The 14633-nt window shown below is 40.3% G+C and carries 17 protein-coding genes and 1 riboswitch; of the genes, 6 read left to right on the forward strand and 11 right to left on the reverse strand.

Annotated elements, in window-relative coordinates; all coding sequences use genetic code 11:
* Nucleotides 1-122: 122 nt before the first annotated feature.
* Both ACE1CI_RS30620 and ACE1CI_RS30625 read right to left on the reverse strand, forming a co-directional pair.
* On the reverse strand, nt 123-1328 hold the full coding sequence (locus ACE1CI_RS30620; protein ID WP_413266805.1) for an agmatinase family protein: 1206 nt from the start codon (nt 1326-1328) through the stop codon (nt 123-125).
* A 107-nt stretch (nt 1329-1435) separates the two neighbouring features.
* Nucleotides 1436-1584, reverse strand: a riboswitch (guanidine-I (ykkC/yxkD leader).
* 339 nt (nt 1585-1923) lie between these two features.
* Nucleotides 1924-2349 (reverse strand): nucleoside deaminase, encoded by a 426-nt coding sequence (locus tag ACE1CI_RS30625; RefSeq protein ID WP_413266806.1) that lies wholly within the window; start codon nt 2347-2349, stop codon nt 1924-1926.
* A gap of 137 nt (nt 2350-2486) precedes the next feature.
* Here ACE1CI_RS30625 and ACE1CI_RS30630 point away from each other — a divergent pair, with 137 nt between their 5' ends.
* On the forward strand, nt 2487-2705 hold the full coding sequence (locus ACE1CI_RS30630; RefSeq protein ID WP_413266807.1) for a hypothetical protein: 219 nt from the start codon (nt 2487-2489) through the stop codon (nt 2703-2705).
* A 273-nt stretch (nt 2706-2978) separates the two neighbouring features.
* Entirely contained in the window at nt 2979-3173 is a 195-nt protein-coding gene (locus ACE1CI_RS30635) for a hypothetical protein (protein WP_413266808.1), read from the forward strand.
* Between the two features lie 209 nt (nt 3174-3382).
* Here the strand turns inward: ACE1CI_RS30635 and ACE1CI_RS30640 are convergent, their stop codons facing one another.
* The 4 genes from ACE1CI_RS30640 to ACE1CI_RS30655 all read right to left on the reverse strand — a co-directional run bounded on the left by ACE1CI_RS30640 (nt 3383) and on the right by ACE1CI_RS30655 (nt 6989).
* Nucleotides 3383-3868 carry a YbaY family lipoprotein gene (locus ACE1CI_RS30640; protein WP_413266809.1) on the reverse strand — a complete coding sequence of 162 codons (486 nt, stop codon included), beginning with the start codon at nt 3866-3868 and terminating at the stop codon, nt 3383-3385.
* 152 nt (nt 3869-4020) lie between these two features.
* A complete protein-coding gene (gene msrA / locus ACE1CI_RS30645) occupies nt 4021-4674 on the reverse strand; it encodes a peptide-methionine (S)-S-oxide reductase MsrA (RefSeq protein WP_413266810.1) in 654 nt (217 codons plus the stop codon).
* A 329-nt stretch (nt 4675-5003) separates the two neighbouring features.
* Nucleotides 5004-6455: a DUF5009 domain-containing protein gene (locus tag ACE1CI_RS30650; RefSeq protein WP_413266811.1), complete on the reverse strand. Its 1452-nt coding sequence runs from the start codon at nt 6453-6455 to the stop codon at nt 5004-5006.
* Between the two features lie 3 nt (nt 6456-6458).
* Nucleotides 6459-6989 (reverse strand): hypothetical protein, encoded by a 531-nt coding sequence (locus ACE1CI_RS30655; RefSeq protein ID WP_413266812.1) that lies wholly within the window; start codon nt 6987-6989, stop codon nt 6459-6461.
* A 147-nt stretch (nt 6990-7136) separates the two neighbouring features.
* On the opposite strand from ACE1CI_RS30655, the gene pgsA reads away from it, so the two are divergent.
* On the forward strand, nt 7137-7664 hold the full coding sequence (gene pgsA, locus ACE1CI_RS30660; protein ID WP_413266813.1) for a CDP-diacylglycerol--glycerol-3-phosphate 3-phosphatidyltransferase: 528 nt from the start codon (nt 7137-7139) through the stop codon (nt 7662-7664).
* Nucleotides 7665-7769: 105 nt separating this feature from the next.
* On the opposite strand, the gene ACE1CI_RS30665 is transcribed toward pgsA, so the two are convergent.
* The 3 genes from ACE1CI_RS30665 to surE all read right to left on the reverse strand — a co-directional run bounded on the left by ACE1CI_RS30665 (nt 7770) and on the right by surE (nt 10216).
* Nucleotides 7770-8189: a hypothetical protein gene (locus ACE1CI_RS30665; RefSeq protein ID WP_413266814.1), complete on the reverse strand. Its 420-nt coding sequence runs from the start codon at nt 8187-8189 to the stop codon at nt 7770-7772.
* Between the two features lie 340 nt (nt 8190-8529).
* Nucleotides 8530-9462 carry an NAD-dependent epimerase/dehydratase family protein gene (locus tag ACE1CI_RS30670; RefSeq protein WP_496615932.1) on the reverse strand — a complete coding sequence of 311 codons (933 nt, stop codon included), beginning with the start codon at nt 9460-9462 and terminating at the stop codon, nt 8530-8532.
* A gap of 76 nt (nt 9463-9538) precedes the next feature.
* Nucleotides 9539-10216, reverse strand: a complete 678-nt coding sequence (gene surE, locus ACE1CI_RS30675; RefSeq protein WP_413266816.1) for a 5'/3'-nucleotidase SurE — start codon at nt 10214-10216, stop codon at nt 9539-9541.
* Between the two features lie 195 nt (nt 10217-10411).
* Between surE and ACE1CI_RS30680 the strand changes: the two genes are divergently transcribed.
* The 3 genes from ACE1CI_RS30680 (at nt 10412) to ACE1CI_RS30690 (ending at nt 12696) form a co-directional block, all read left to right on the forward strand.
* Nucleotides 10412-12028 carry a tetratricopeptide repeat protein gene (locus ACE1CI_RS30680; RefSeq protein WP_496615933.1) on the forward strand — a complete coding sequence of 539 codons (1617 nt, stop codon included), beginning with the start codon at nt 10412-10414 and terminating at the stop codon, nt 12026-12028.
* Nucleotides 12029-12115: 87 nt separating this feature from the next.
* Nucleotides 12116-12484, forward strand: a complete 369-nt coding sequence (locus tag ACE1CI_RS30685) for a GIY-YIG nuclease family protein (protein ID WP_413266818.1) — start codon at nt 12116-12118, stop codon at nt 12482-12484.
* Between the two features lie 5 nt (nt 12485-12489).
* Nucleotides 12490-12696 carry a hypothetical protein gene (locus ACE1CI_RS30690; protein WP_413266819.1) on the forward strand — a complete coding sequence of 69 codons (207 nt, stop codon included), beginning with the start codon at nt 12490-12492 and terminating at the stop codon, nt 12694-12696.
* Between the two features lie 159 nt (nt 12697-12855).
* On the opposite strand, the gene ACE1CI_RS30695 is transcribed toward ACE1CI_RS30690, so the two are convergent.
* Nucleotides 12856-13092, reverse strand: a complete 237-nt coding sequence (locus tag ACE1CI_RS30695; RefSeq protein ID WP_413266820.1) for a hypothetical protein — start codon at nt 13090-13092, stop codon at nt 12856-12858.
* A 116-nt stretch (nt 13093-13208) separates the two neighbouring features.
* Nucleotides 13209-14495: a pentapeptide repeat-containing protein gene (locus ACE1CI_RS30700; RefSeq protein ID WP_413266821.1), complete on the reverse strand. Its 1287-nt coding sequence runs from the start codon at nt 14493-14495 to the stop codon at nt 13209-13211.
* Between the last annotated feature and the right edge of the window lie 138 nt (nt 14496-14633).

Here is a 14633-nt window from a genome sequence, read left to right on the forward strand (position 1 = left end):
GGGGATTGGGGCGGGGTTAGGTGTTAGGGGTTAGGGAGGTGGGGAGAGTATTGCCTCTCTGCTCCTCTGCCCCTCTGCCCCTCTGCCCCTCTGCCCCTCTGCCCCTCTGCCCCTCTGCCTCATTAAGTCCAGGCGACAAGCTGAGGTTGTGCTTCGGGATGAATATAGGCGGGTTTTTGTTTCCGGGGTAGTTGACCTGAGACGATTAAATGTGCCATTGTGTCGCAAATTACGCGAGTTGCCATGAGTGAGGTCATGTCGCTGATGTCGTAGGGAGGGGAAACTTCCACTACTTCTAAACCGCACACAGGGGCTTTTTGCACAATTTTTCCTAGCAAACTTAAGGCTTCACGGGGTAATAAACCGCCTGGTTCCGGCCAACCTGTACCAGGAACAAATCCCGCATCGATGCAATCAATATCGAAGCTGATGTAAACGCAGTCAGTTCCATCGAGTGCTCTTTCTAAGGCAAAGTCAACTGCGGCATCGATTCCTTTTTCCACAATGTCCGTAACGGTGAGGATGTTGGTAGAACGTTCCCGGCAAACTTTCACGCCTTGACGGGGAACTTGCCAACCTCCGATTCCCAACTGCACTAAGTTTTTCGCTGGGGCGTTTGCCATGTTGGTGGCGTGGAACCAAGGACAGGTGTGCATCCTTTCGTCGAGGTCGGTTTCTTGGGTGTCGGCGTGGCGATCGAAGTGAATAATACCAACTTTTTTGTCTCCCAAGTGGCGACAAATACCTCTGACTGTGGGGAAACCGATCGAATGGTCGCCGCCTAAAATAATCGGAAATGCCCCAGAACTGAAAATGTGAGCAATACCTTTAGAAATTTGGTCAAATGACTTTTCGTTATTGGCAGGAATGGTGAAAATATCGCCAACATCGCACAGAGTAATTTGTTCGCGCAAATCCACCCCTAACTCAAAGTTGTAAGGAGTGTACAATGCAGAAATCCGGCGAATCCCCTGTGGCCCGAAACGAGTACCGGGACGATAAGTAGTTCCTGAGTCGTGCGGCACACCGACTATTGCCACATCGTACTCCCCAACTCTCCGCACATCTTCTAAATAAGGTGCTTTCATGAAGGTGTTGATGCCTGCGTAGTGGGGCAGTTCGCCGCGAGAGAAAGTGGGAATAGTGCGATCGCGAATACTATCTGCTGCTTCTAATCCATATTCCAGCCCTTTCGACACTTCCATCTGCCAACCTGTTAAAGGCAACCGCGCTTCCAATTCTAAAGCGCGTTCTGCTTCGCTTGGTCTGTGACCGTTATTGGAGTTGGGACTCTGAAATAAAGGATTTTCTGAAGGATTCTCAGTCATTGGGACACCTTGAATTTTTGCAAAACAACTAGATTTTCTAGCTTGTCTCCTGAAAGCCAAAGAGAAAGCCCAGGAGAACAAAGCCGCAGCCTCTTTGACTGGTGCATTTCTCCCGGGCTTTTCTCCCGCCGTGTGGCTAGCTAATCCTTCCAAACAAATAAAAAATTCTGAGGTTTGCCAGCTGCTTCTCTCGGACCTGCGTTTGGCAATACTTTCTCGGAGTTGTGTCCAAACCGGAACCCTAGAAGCTACTAATTTTTGGTTTCTCTACTCCTGTAACTGTATACCAAACTTTTTAAGCTTCTGTAGCACAAGTTACAAAATGATGATTTTTTGTGAACTTCTTCTCTTTCCTTCGCGCTCTTCGTGTCTTCGTGGTTCAAAAAATCTTTTTTATTGAACCACGAAGACACGAAGGAAGAACACAAAGAAAGAAACTGAATTTAGAAGTACTATATATATAGAGAATTTGAACGATCGAATGCTAATTAATTCTGATAACTGGCTAGATTGGGTCACTGTTTTTGGTTATTTAAGTTTTACTGTCTTTATTATGTGGCGGGTATTCACTAGTAAATGAAGTCAAGAAAACACACTACTTAAATAATGATAGGCAATCGGATTTTAGTATACCTTTAGTAACTTTGATATTGCGAAAGCTTTTAGCAATAATTTCTTCGCAACTTAAGTCAATTTGGGGAACTCCTAACTCAATTAAATCTTTAATGGAAGCGCCAATAATAATTTCAGAAATGCCAGCCCAAATGCTAGCTGTAGTACACATTGGGCAAGGTTCGCAGGTGGTATACAAAGTGTAACCTTCCAAAGAGGTGCTGTTGAGCTTTTTAGTTAAAAGTCGAATGGCGTTAACTTCGGCGTGGGCGGAAGGATCATAATCGCGTTTGACAGTATTGTGGGCGGCGATCGCAATTTCCCCATCCTTCACTATTACCGCCCCAAAGGGTGTATTGCCTTGCTTCGCCTCTGCTAAAGCTACTCTCATCAACTCTTCTGGGCTCATGTTTTCACCTCAATAAACGGTTTGTGATCGCGATCGCTTTTACCACTATATGACTATCACAAGCCTGTCATCAGTGTAATCACCGAGGTTGGCTTTATTTGTTTCCATAATAAAAGCATAGAGTTCAGCTAAAACCAATGACTAACCAACTTAACCTCCTCCCCTGTGCCCTTTCTGACTTATTCGCCGACGTTACCAGTTCTGGACGGATTACCCTTGCCGATCGCTACGGGCTAAAAGCCGCTATTCTGCAAGGTTGCTTGAGTGAAGAAGAACAAAGCATTTTAGACAGATTGCTTTATGGTGTACGTCGGGGACGTTTGCAAATGGTTAATGAAATCTCTGCTGTAATGTAAATTCCTTTGCACAGCGAACTCTGGTCAAATTATTAAGTTTAAAAATTTACTGAACTCTCCAGAAACAAACTGGGCTAATCTAGCTCAGTTTTTACTTTTTAAGTTTGTTGTAAGCGCTTGAGCGCTTGAGCACTGAAGTGCTCACAACGAACCTTATATTTGTTTGTTGTCAGCGCTTGAGCGCTTGAGCACTGAAGTGCTCACAACGAACCTTGTATTTACGAAATTATTCGCTGTAATTTAAGAAGTAGTTTTACCCAAAAATTTTCAGAAATGGAAGATTCAACTTTTGTAATTTTTCTTGCCTTTGGAGTTATTTGGGCAATTATGGGCACAGCAGCTTGGATTGCACTCCTTAAGTCTGAAGGTGAAGAAATTCGTTTTGGCAAATGGGGATTGATTGTAATTATCCCCATTTTGATTCCCTTTATTGCTGCTTTAGTTATTGCCGCACTTTCTCGCAGTTAATTATGTTACATAATTCATGGTTAAGTAGGTAGATCTAAATAAAGTAAAACAAGGGCGGGCAAGATGCCCACCCCACAAGAAAGCTGAAAATCTTGTGGGGTGGGCATCTTGCCCGCCCCATTGATAGATAACTATTTTCACTTTATTTATTTACACCTACTTAATAGAAAATTTTATTTCTCTTAATTAACCATGAATCATCACCAAAATTATTGGGGTTTATTTAATGGTTCAAATCTGGAAAATACACTTTTTGGTTGGGGAGAAGTTCCCACTGAATTTACTACAATTTCAACTTGGTTAGGATTGCCGTTAGTAATCACTGGATAGGAAGTTGTATTAATGAAACGCACTCGATTATCAACAATAATTCTTGCTTGAACTGTATATGTGTTTTGTGCGTTAATCCTGTCTTGGTTATAGACAATTTCAAAGGGAAAGGGAACTTGGCGACGTTGAGTAGGAATTATTTGTTGCCCAATCACAGCTGCGGCAGCATCTTGTTTAGATGTGTCTTGTAGTTGTACAATCACTAAGGCATCTGTTGGTAAAGCTATTCTTTCTCGATAGGTTACAGTACCACTGACGCTGGAAAACTGAGTTGTTGTAGTGGGAGTTTGCGCGATCGCAGTTGTACTATTAATTAAGGCTGTGGTACTTAGGGCGATCGCCAAAACCGAACCGATCGTTTTCATTTTCAGTCCTGCTTACAATAAAAATTACTTACAGATTTAGACTTATTCTCCCATCACTCAGTTCCATTTTTTTCAAAATTAGAAAATTTCACCCTAACCAAGTTAGAAACAGGGAAAAGGAATAATCCCATCCTTTCCCCTCTAGTTAACTTTTAAGCTGTTGTTGTTTCTGGAAAACAAACTTTTGTCCCGCCTAAACCACAATACCCACCAGGATTTTTAGCGAGATACTGTTGGTGATAAGCTTCAGCATAATAAAATTCTGGTGCATCAAGAATTTCCGTGCTAATCTGTCCATAACCCGAAGCATTCAGCGCTTTTTGATAAGCTGCTTTTGCAGCTTCTGCTATTTGCTTTTGGGTTTGGGAATAAACATAAATTCCTGAACGGTACTGAGTTCCAACATCGTTACCTTGACGCATTCCTTGAGTCGGATCGTGACTTTCCCAAAAAACTTTCAGAAGTGATTCGTAACTAATTACTTTGGGGTCAAAAACAACCAAAACAACTTCATTATGACCCGTCATTCCGGTGCAAACTTCTTGATAAGTTGGGTTAGGAGTTATACCAGCTGCATAACCAACTGCTGTGCTAAATACGCCTTCTTGTTGCCAAAATTTGCGTTCTGCGCCCCAAAAACAACCCATGCCAAATATTGCCTTTTCCATTCCTTCTGGAAAGGGCGGTTTTAGAGGATTACCATTAACAAAATGACGCGCAGGTACAGCCATAGCTTCCTCACGTCCAGGTAATGCTTGATCTGGAGTAGGTAAGCTCAGTTTTTTGCCAAATCCGAATATTCCCATAAATTCCTAACTTTGCTTTTTAATGAAAGTCTTTACATTTCTTAATTTAACGCACTTGGCAAAAATTTGTATATAGTTCAGAGATTTTTAGCCACTATACAGACTTTTAATTAGGACTTACGCAAAGCCTTTATCCGTAGGGTGCGTTAGTCCTAACGTAACGCACCATCCCACCACCTGATAGCGTCACTGCGTAAGTCCTGTTAATGCTTCGCTTATGCCAATATTCTCGGAGTCAGGGGTCATCAGGGCTTGTATCCGATTATTTTTGGTCAAAAAAAGCGGCTACTTTAGCACAGTTAAAAACTGCCCTAAGTTTGTAATTTTCCCTATGTTCGCCAAAACAGTTTCAACCTAGTAAATAAACTGACAATATAGCCAACAGTCAAAGTGTAAAAAACTCCTTTGAGAAACCCATGCAGAGGAGTTTGCACATTGGCAATTACAAATGTTTCAATTCCCAAGCCAATAAAAATCGGCCAAACTAAATTGGCAAATCCTACATAACCAATCATCGGGTTTTGTCCGTTGTCAATTAACAAATGTAGGGGTTTTTGCCATTTAAAAACCTCTATCAATATAGTAAAAATAATCAATACAAAAAAGGAGATTCCTGTAGTTAAAAAGAAGTAACTGTAAGTAGCCGGATCTTTCTTAATTCCCCCTTGGTAAGGTTCAAAGAGTAAACCCAACGCCAACCAATAAACGCCCCAATAATACAATTTTTGCATGAAAATTTCAGTTTCATTTTTTGGGTTAACGAATAGAAACCCAGCTAAACAGGAAATAGCTGCACTAACTAATGTTGTTTGCCATACCCATCTAGCTTGTAACCCGATAAGTAAGATTAAAATATTAGCTAACAAGACCAATGTTATTGCTAATAATTTATAATTATGTTTGCTGTTTAAATAATTATCTAAATTCGGTTTTTGTAGCCAATTTAAAATTATATCTCCGGCAATAGTTCCGGGAATTACGATAAACAAATAAGATAAATAATGAAATTTAAATATCCAAGGTACAGGAGAATATGCCCACAATGCAGCAGTCCAAGTTTTAGCAACTGTGGAAGATAAGCGGAGGGCAAATAATAAGCCGAGGATTCCCACTCGCAATTTGAAATTAAATCTGGTAAATAACCAAATTATTGAACCAAAAACAGCCGTATTTGTGAGAACAATTAAAATAATATCGCTGCGGGCTAAAGAAAAACCTATGCCATTAGTATAACGGATTCCAGAAATAATAATAACTGCTAAGATCCAAGCGCCAATTGTAGTTGCTGGTTGGGGAATTTTTCTCCAGCTACTTGGCAAGCGAACAAACATGAAAAATAAGATAACAAATCCAATTACAGCAATTAACCATTTGTCTGGGAATGAATTATCAGCGATTTCACTTGGTCGAAAATGTTCTAAAAATATAGCGAATGCGCCCAAAAAAAAGCCTCTTTTGAGAATATAAAGAATCACCTTAATTTGGTTAGTTATTCCTGATTTAATCCGATGAGAAAGGGCTAAGGGAATAGATGCACCCATCGCAAATAAAAACAAAGGAAAAACTAAATCAACCCAGGTTAAACCGGGCAAATTGGGATTATAAGTGTGAGTTGGTGGGGGTTCTTGGGCGTGATACATCCAAGCGGGTAAAATTCGGTAAGAAATTGTCCCCGATAGCACCATTGTTAAAACCGCGAATCCGCGCAACGCATCTAATGAGTAGGCGCGTTTTTGATCGGAAATAGAAATCGTATTTTCCCCTTGTTGATTTGAACTCAAATTTTAACCCCAAGTAAACAAATCAGCTGTAGTTTTCCGGCAACAATAAAGCCTGGTTTGAATTTCATGCTTAACAATGGCATAACGCCAACCCAAGAGTACTCCTTTTTGATAAGGTGTGGGATAAGCATTAATTTTTGGTGATTCTTCGCAAGGTGTACGACAAAGAACTTTGCCTTCGGCGTATCCCTGCCAAAATTCGGTGGCGTTTTTGCCGGAGTTATGTAATTGTAATCGGTAATCAGCCATGAGTAATTCAATTTGCATTAAGTGTTGCTGAATTACTTCTCCTTGGTGCAACCATTTCCATAATTGGTATGATTTCTGTCCCCAGGATTTGTTGCGCCGAATTGCTTGCCAAACTTTTTCCCAATTTAAGGGATATGTTTGTTCTAATACAGCGATCGCCATTCCATCAGCTATTGCTTCCTTGATCCCTTTGGTAGCTTGTTGATATTGTTTCCAAGCTGCTTCTAAACAGATTAATGATGCTTCACAAGTTTTCAGTTTTTGATCTGCCCAACGGTTTTGCATAGTTATTTTTCTTTAAGTTTTTTGGATGTTTACAGGTAATGTGCTCAGATGTTTTCTATAATTATTGCGGTTCATGTTTCGTACTCCTTCACTGTTATGTCTCCTCACTGTTCTACTCAGAGCGAAGAATCTGCTATTACCTAATATATGACTATTCCGACCTGGATCACTCTGTCTCGTCTTTTGGGGTTGCCCTTTTTACTCTATGGTTTACATTATCCAAGTACTTCAAGTCGTTGGATATGTTTGGTAATCTTTCTTATAGCTGCTGGTACGGACTGGCTGGATGGTTATTTAGCAAGAAAACTTAACCAAGTGACCGATCTGGGGAAGTTTCTCGATCCTTTGGTGGATAAGCTGCTGGTATTAGGGCCATTATTAGCGCTGATAGAATTAGGTCAAATACCAGCTTGGGGTGTGTTTTTAATTTTGGCGCGAGAATTAGCGATCGCAGGTTGGCGCGTCAATCAAACTAAAATTTCTGGCGCAAATATTTGGGGTAAACTAAAAACTGTCAGTCAAATTTTGGCGATCGCCCTTCTGATCGCACCTTTACCTGCAAATTGGCAAGTATATTCTGTAGTTGCTTTTTGGATTTGTGTTGTTCTCACCTTGATTTCGGGAATTATCTATGTTCTGCCACAAAATCCAACTAGCAATGATTTTTCTCAGTAGAATTTTACATAAAAATTTAATATTTGCAGAAAAACCTAGTTTCTTGGACTTACTAGTTCTCTGGCTAAAAATATCCGCAGAAACCAAGTTTTTTAGTTGTTATTTTTAACGTCTAAAGTCGATGGTGAACGGTTGACCGTCTAGTTTTCCACCACCAAAAATTGACTGAAGTTGACCATTGCGATAAGTCACTACTATGATTCCTGAAGCATCTGCATTACCGGAGTTAGTTAAGGTGACTAATAGCTGACTTTGGGGGCCATTTTCCCATTTTCCACCAAAGTTAATTTGATTTCCGTTACTAGCCCTCAGTTGTATCTTTGCAGTATTATCAGCTATTGTATCGACTGTGACGCGATTGACACTCAGTGCCGGACGACTACCTATTGCTAATGTTCCGCGTCCTGTAGCGACTGCTGCTTCTACAGACTGGGGAGTTGTGAGGATAATTGTAGCAGGTGCGATCGCAGTTATTCCTAGCAACATAGATGCTGCTACAGCGCCAAATTTGATATTCAATCCCATGATTTTCCTGTTAGTTACAAAACTCTTTATTTAAAGAATATCATTCCTCCTCTTTTGTTCCTTAAATTGGAGATCCCCCATTATCCCCCTTAAAAAGGGGGACTTAAAAAAAAGGGACTTAAAAAAGTGCAACTTAAACCAGTTTCAAGTTCCCCCCTTGGTAAGGGGGTTAGGGGGGATCAAGTTCCCCCCTTGGTAAGGGGGTTAGGGGGGATCGAGTTCCCCCCTTGGTAAGGGGGGTAAGGGGGGATCAAGCATTTGTCGCCAACTTTTTATATCCTGTAAAAAGGTAGAGACGTTGTATACAACGTCTCTACCTTTTTACGACGTTTCTACATTTTTAGGTTTGCAGTATTTCATCATCTACTGAAAAATCAATCTCAGATTTATCCCTTCCAGAGGCGAGAAAGTCATTTTCAAAGGAATCTTTTAAGCCGGAAATTAAATCATATTCTGGTTTCCAATTCAATTCAGTCATTGCTTTATTAATTGAAGCGAAAAAGTGCTGTAATCGTAATGGGAAACCTTTACGTTTGCCAAAGTCGAATTTTTTCGGATCGTAATGGACGATTCTTAAATCATCAGGTGATTTTCCGGCTGCAATTGCACAAGCACGGGCTAATCCATCAAAGGTAACGTAACGTTCACCGGATATATTATAAACTTGTCCGATCGCTTTTTCATTGCCTAAAACTGCTGCCATTGCGTTAGCTAAATCTTTGCAATGTCCGAGTTGAGTAATATGTAATCCGTTACCGGGAATGGGGATGGGTCGATCGCGCACTATGCGATCGAAAAACCATGCTTCCACATCATTATAATTCTGAGGCCCATAAATATAAGTGGGACGAATGGAGGTAAAAGGTAAACCTTTTTCTTGCAGATAAGCTTCGGTTTCAAACTTTCCTTTGTGGCGACTTTTGGGATCGATCGCATCCCCTTCAATGTGAGGTAATTGATCGGTTTTGAGATAAACTCCCGCCGAACTCATATAGACAAAATGTTTAACTTTGCCGTTAAAAATATCAGCTAAAGGTTGAGTATCGCTAAGTTCGCGCCCGTTGTTGTCAAAGATGGCATCAAACTTTTCATCAGCTAACTTTTCTTTGATTCTGTCAGCGTCAGTGCGATCGCCATGAATTTCTTCTATACCTTCTACTGGTGCGGGTTTATTGCCTCGATTAAATAATATAACTTCGTGACCTTGTGCCACCAAAATTTTAGTTAAATAAACTCCGATAAACCGAGTCCCGCCCATGATTAAGATTCGCATTTTGTCTCGTTCCCAATTGTCAACTATCTGATTTTACTTCTGATTGACTTTGCTTTTTCAAAAAACTTTAGTTATTTTACAACCTTAGTTGAGTTACGGCGATTTTCCCGGAGAAGCAGACATCGACATCGGTGTTGGGAGTGCGATCGCGATCGGCATATTTTCCGTAATAATAAAATTCATCATTTTCGATGCGATAATTTACAGGTAAAGGAGATTTAGAAGGCTCACAAAACACAATTTCTGGATCTGGTTCTCCCGGTAATAAATGGGGTAAATTGACATTCCAAAAACTTCCAGGTTCCCAAGGGCGATCGAACAAATCAGCTAATACTTTCGCTGTCCATCTCGCAGCAGTATCCCAATCAACATTTAGCTTCCCTTTGCGATAGTGAGAAACCGCAATTCCGGGAATTCCGAGAATTGCTGCTTCCCTAACAGCGGCGACAGTTCCCGAAATATAAACATCAACCCCTAAATTGCCCCCAGCGTTAATTCCTGAAAGCACCCATTTAGTATTAGGAAAAAGGTGACTTAAAGCAATTCTGGTACAGTCAGCGGGAGTGCCACCAATGGCAAATTCTGTTTCCGATCGGCGCACAACATTGATTGCGTGAGTGGTGGTAACTTGATGCCCACAACCTGATAAATGATCTTTTGGAGCAACAATTATTCCTTTGCCATTGACTGCTTTTTGTAATGCTTGAATGCCAGGGGCATCGATGCCGTCGTCGTTAGTCAGAATTAGAGTCATTTGTTTTAGGAAAGTATAAACAGATATCTTGCACAATTATCATTAAGTATCACAATCTGCAAGGTATGGTCATTATAATTTTTGAGGAAGTTTATCAGCTAGGATGAATATATCAAAGAAAAGTTAAGTTTAGAAGGTTTTTAAGATAACTATGATATTGTATTTATAAGTGAAAAAAGCGATTAGGCTCAAGATATGAGCAACGACAACGGACAAAACGAGGAAAGTACTGTTTCCTCAAGTAGCCAAAAACAAGGAAATTATTTTAACCACAATCAAAAACTTTCTACAGATGGTAATTTACCGTCATCAGAAACAACTAAAGTTCAGGTAACACCGGAGAAGTTTTTGCTCCGAGGTAAACAAAGGCTAGAGAGAGGAGACTATCGAGGAGCAGCGGAAGACTTTAACCAAGCTCTACGTTTAGATCCCAATTATGTTGATGCTTATCATCATCGGGGACAGATCCGTTATTTTGTGGGAGACTATTCAGGAGCAATTAAGGATTACAGTTTAGCAATTCGGATTAATCCTAAGTTTGCCCAATCTTATTTTCATAGGGTTTATGCTCGTTCGGCGTTAGGAGATTATTCAGAAGCGCTCAAAGATTTACACTTAGCGATTAGTATTAATCCACAATTCGCTGAAGCTTATATCCATAAATGTTATATCCTTAATCAACTAGGAGATTATCAGGGAGTAAAAGAAAATTATCGGCAAGTTTTACAATTTAATCCCAAAGACGCTGAAACTTACATTGCTAGAGGTACTGCTCGTGCTGCTTTAGAAGATAAAGAGGGAGCAATCAAAGATTTTACCCAAGCTCTAAGCCTAGAACCTAAAAATATAAATGCTTACATTAGTAGAGGGCTAACTCGTGATGAATTAGGAGATTATCATGGAGCTATAAAAGATTATAATCATGCTTTAAATATCAATCCTAAATCCGCAAAAATTTATACAAATCGTGGTCTTGCTCGTGCTGCAATGGGAGACACTCAAGGAGCAATAGAAGACTACAGCCGTTCTTTGCTGATTAATCACTATTTTGCCGCAGCCTATGTTAATAGAGGCATTGTTCGTAACACAACAGGAGACAAACAGGGAGCAATAGAAGATTACAACAAAGCATTACAAATAAATCCTAATTTCGCGGCAGCTTATATTAATCGTGGTGTTACTCGTGCTGCAATGGGAGACAATCAAGGAGCAATAGAAGATTACAATCAAGCACTAAAAATTAACCCCCATTTTGCTGAAGCCTATAACAATCGAGGTCTTGCTCGTGCTGCTTTACAAGACTATTTTGGAGCAATAGAAGCTTACGATCGAACGCTGCAAATTAACCCGAATTTAGCAGCAGCTTACAACAACCGAGCTATTGCTGCTGCTGCAATAGGAGATTATCCAGGAGCAATAGATAATTTAACCCAAGTTTTACGAATTAATCCGCAAGATGCTTGTGCTTATTTCAACAGAGGTCTTTTCCGCTCTAGTTTCAATCATCGACAAGCAATAGAAGATTACACTCAAGCTTTGCATATTAAACCTCACTATGCTGAAGCTTACTTTCAAAGAGGAAAAACTCGCTACAATCTTGGAGATACGCAAGGAGCTATAGAAGATTTTAATCAAGCTATCAAAATTAATCCTAATTATGCTGAAGCTTACGGCAATAGAGGTATTGCTCTTTCTGCCAATGGTAACAAAATAGGTGCTATTGAAGATTTACAAAAAGCTGCTAATTTGTATCTTGACCAAGGCAATATGGAGAAATACCAAAAAGCGCTAGAGCTAATAAAAAAAATCTAGATTATTCCTTTAAGGTATGGCTAATTGAATTGGGGAATGCGGGTAATACTTGTAGGATAGAAACACCGCTTGCGTCTCCCAATTTCCATGACCGATTCCATCCAACAACAAGCCCGCCAAATTCTCAATACTCTAGCATCAATTCCCTTTGAGCAATGCCAACCAATAACTCGCAGCTTTAACAACATTCCACCCCGCCCTGGACTCTACGCAGTCAGACATCGCACCGAAGGACTACTTTACATTGGCAAAACCAAAAGTTTGCGTGGGCGCTTTAGCGGTGGTCACAAAGCCTTCTTATGGGCATGGCTCGATCGATACAATGATGAAGATGTCCGTATTGCGATCTATTTGCTCTCACCTTGGGAAACTCCTGCGCTACTATTAGAGCTAGAAACAGTTATTTTAAGAGCAACTGAGCCACCCTACAACGTCCAAATTCCTCCAGAAAGTTAGATCCTATGCAGACTAATAGCTTAGAACAATTATCTGCTGCTGACGCTCAAGCTATCCTCGATCGCCTACCCGAACGAATCCAGCTTGCTTTAGTTGCACGCGCTGCTGAAATTGAATACCCGATCGAAACCGTTGTGGAAATGGCAATAGCCAGCTTTCTTGATTCTGAAGCATTGGGTTTTGCAGACTGCAAACCAGGGCGGGGTCAATAGTTGCCCTTTGGGATTTGTTAGTGAATTTTTAGTGCGATCGCAAATTCCCTAAAAAATAAATCAAATACTATAAACAAATAACAATTTATATAACCAGCACCTCTATAATCGCTGATTATTGAATCGCCAATCAAAACCAACTACCCACTACCCACTACCTCAAAACGGCATATCATCATCATCAAAATCTGGCGATATATCATCATTAATTTCTAAATTTTGCTGTTCATCTTCCATTTGCATATCAATCCAACGCTTTGCCATTTTCAGCGCTTCTTTGGCATTCTTAGCGTTGTGAACGGGAATAAAGCATTTACCACCAGCGTTCCAAACTTCTACGCAAAAAACTGGTCTAGCTTCAATGATCCAACCTTTGTAAATTTCTGGCGAACTCATAAATATTCATTCTCTACTAGGTTGCTAAGTCTATATTAAAATTTCACTGCCTCTTAAGAGTGTGTCCGGCAAATTCTTTGTCGGGGTGGGGAATGGCGATATGCAATCTTGGCAGGCTACGCCAACGCACTTCCCTCATCTAAAATTATCCCTGTACAATCTACTTGGGAAAAATCTACACCACTCAAATTCGCCCCTCGTAAATCCGCCCTCGTCAAATCTACATTACGTAAATCCACATTACTTAGATTAGCTTGATTTAAGCACACTCCCATCAAATCCGCCCCCCGTAAATCCGCACCTGTCAGATTTGCGCCGATTAAATTTGCCTTAGTCAAATTCACAAGGCGCAAATCAGCATTACTCAAATTAGCCTGTTTCAAATTTGCTTTAGTCAAATCCGCAGCTTTCAAATCTGCATCTTGGAGTTTTGCTGTTTCTAACAGAGCTTGTCGCAAGTTTGCCTTACTCAAGTCTACGCTCCTCATCTCTACGCCTGTTAGATTAGCACGACTTAAATTAGCACCTCGCAAATCTGCACCACAAATGTCTACATCACTTAAATTTACTTCTACTAAAGATACATCAGGCGCAATCAAATAAGCACCTAACTTGAGAGGATCAACATCATCAGAAAAACGAGTTCGCCGAGTATAAACAGCTTTTTTCAAAATCACTTCTCGTAAATCAGCGCCAGTTAAATTAGCCCCACTTAAATTTACCCCACTCAAATTAGCTGCAACTAAATTAGCATTACTCAAGTTAGTTTCTCTTAAATTTGCCCTTCGCAAATCTGTGCCTCGCAAATCTGTATCACTCAGAGCAACACCACTTAAATTAATCTGTGGTAGCAACATATTCGGGCCTATTAAATAAGCCCCGGCTTTAGCGATATCAAAACTTTCTGGGTAACGAGTTGCTAAGTTATAAACAGCATTTTGTAACTTTACTCCCCGCAAATCTGTGCTACTTAAATCTGCGTCACATAAATTTGCGCCACATAAATTAGCTTCTTCCAAATTAGCGCCCACTAAGTTCGCTTTGCAGAAATTAGCTCTTCGTAAATCTGCCTGATGCAAATCTGCACCAACTAAGTTTACTTTCCATAAGTTAGCTTCAGTGAGTACTGCTCTCCTCAAATTAGATAAGTTCAGACAAGCTTCGCTTAAATTAGCTAAAGTAAGACAAGCCTCACTCAAATTTGCCTCAATTAAATCGGCGAAAGTTAAGCAAACTTCCCGCAAATCCACTTTTTTTAATTCCGCTTTCCTTAAGTAAGCGCCTCTGAGATACGCACCCCGGAGATCAGTTCCTTTGACATAAGGATTAAGAGAATTTGCACCGATCGATCCTTGCCAATTACGATTTTCTTTACTAAATTTGTCCCCTCGTTGATTCGCCACAATTTTCGGTAGTCGTACTAGGTTGTAAGTTTGCCAATTTAACAAATATTAAGTAATTTCTTTACTAAGTTAAATAAAGAAAAAGCCTAAATCATCACTCACTAAATCTTATATTCAATCTATCTCACTTTATCATGG

The organism is Floridaenema flaviceps BLCC-F50 (assembly GCF_041929275.2).
Classification (GTDB): Bacteria; Cyanobacteriota; Cyanobacteriia; order Cyanobacteriales; family Aerosakkonemataceae; genus Floridanema; species Floridanema flaviceps.

Excerpts from the sequence above, each read along its gene's own strand:
- ACE1CI_RS30620 (WP_413266805.1), bottom strand. The coding sequence starts at position 1,328 with ATGACTGAGAATCCTTCAGAAAATCCTTTATTTCAGAGTCCCAACTCC.
- ACE1CI_RS30625 (WP_413266806.1), bottom strand. The coding sequence starts at position 2,349 with ATGAGCCCAGAAGAGTTGATGAGAGTAGCTTTAGCAGAGGCGAAGCAA.
- ACE1CI_RS30630 (WP_413266807.1), top strand. The coding sequence starts at position 2,487 with ATGACTAACCAACTTAACCTCCTCCCCTGTGCCCTTTCTGACTTATTC.
- ACE1CI_RS30635 (WP_413266808.1), top strand. The coding sequence starts at position 2,979 with ATGGAAGATTCAACTTTTGTAATTTTTCTTGCCTTTGGAGTTATTTGG.
- ACE1CI_RS30640 (WP_413266809.1), bottom strand. The coding sequence starts at position 3,868 with ATGAAAACGATCGGTTCGGTTTTGGCGATCGCCCTAAGTACCACAGCC.
- msrA (WP_413266810.1), bottom strand. The coding sequence starts at position 4,674 with ATGGGAATATTCGGATTTGGCAAAAAACTGAGCTTACCTACTCCAGAT.
- ACE1CI_RS30655 (WP_413266812.1), bottom strand. The coding sequence starts at position 6,989 with ATGCAAAACCGTTGGGCAGATCAAAAACTGAAAACTTGTGAAGCATCA.
- pgsA (WP_413266813.1), top strand. The coding sequence starts at position 7,137 with ATGACTATTCCGACCTGGATCACTCTGTCTCGTCTTTTGGGGTTGCCC.
- ACE1CI_RS30665 (WP_413266814.1), bottom strand. The coding sequence starts at position 8,189 with ATGGGATTGAATATCAAATTTGGCGCTGTAGCAGCATCTATGTTGCTA.
- ACE1CI_RS30670 (WP_496615932.1), bottom strand. The coding sequence starts at position 9,462 with ATGCGAATCTTAATCATGGGCGGGACTCGGTTTATCGGAGTTTATTTA.
- surE (WP_413266816.1), bottom strand. The coding sequence starts at position 10,216 with ATGACTCTAATTCTGACTAACGACGACGGCATCGATGCCCCTGGCATT.
- ACE1CI_RS30680 (WP_496615933.1), top strand. The coding sequence starts at position 10,412 with ATGAGCAACGACAACGGACAAAACGAGGAAAGTACTGTTTCCTCAAGT.
- ACE1CI_RS30685 (WP_413266818.1), top strand. The coding sequence starts at position 12,116 with ATGACCGATTCCATCCAACAACAAGCCCGCCAAATTCTCAATACTCTA.
- ACE1CI_RS30690 (WP_413266819.1), top strand. The coding sequence starts at position 12,490 with ATGCAGACTAATAGCTTAGAACAATTATCTGCTGCTGACGCTCAAGCT.
- ACE1CI_RS30695 (WP_413266820.1), bottom strand. The coding sequence starts at position 13,092 with ATGAGTTCGCCAGAAATTTACAAAGGTTGGATCATTGAAGCTAGACCA.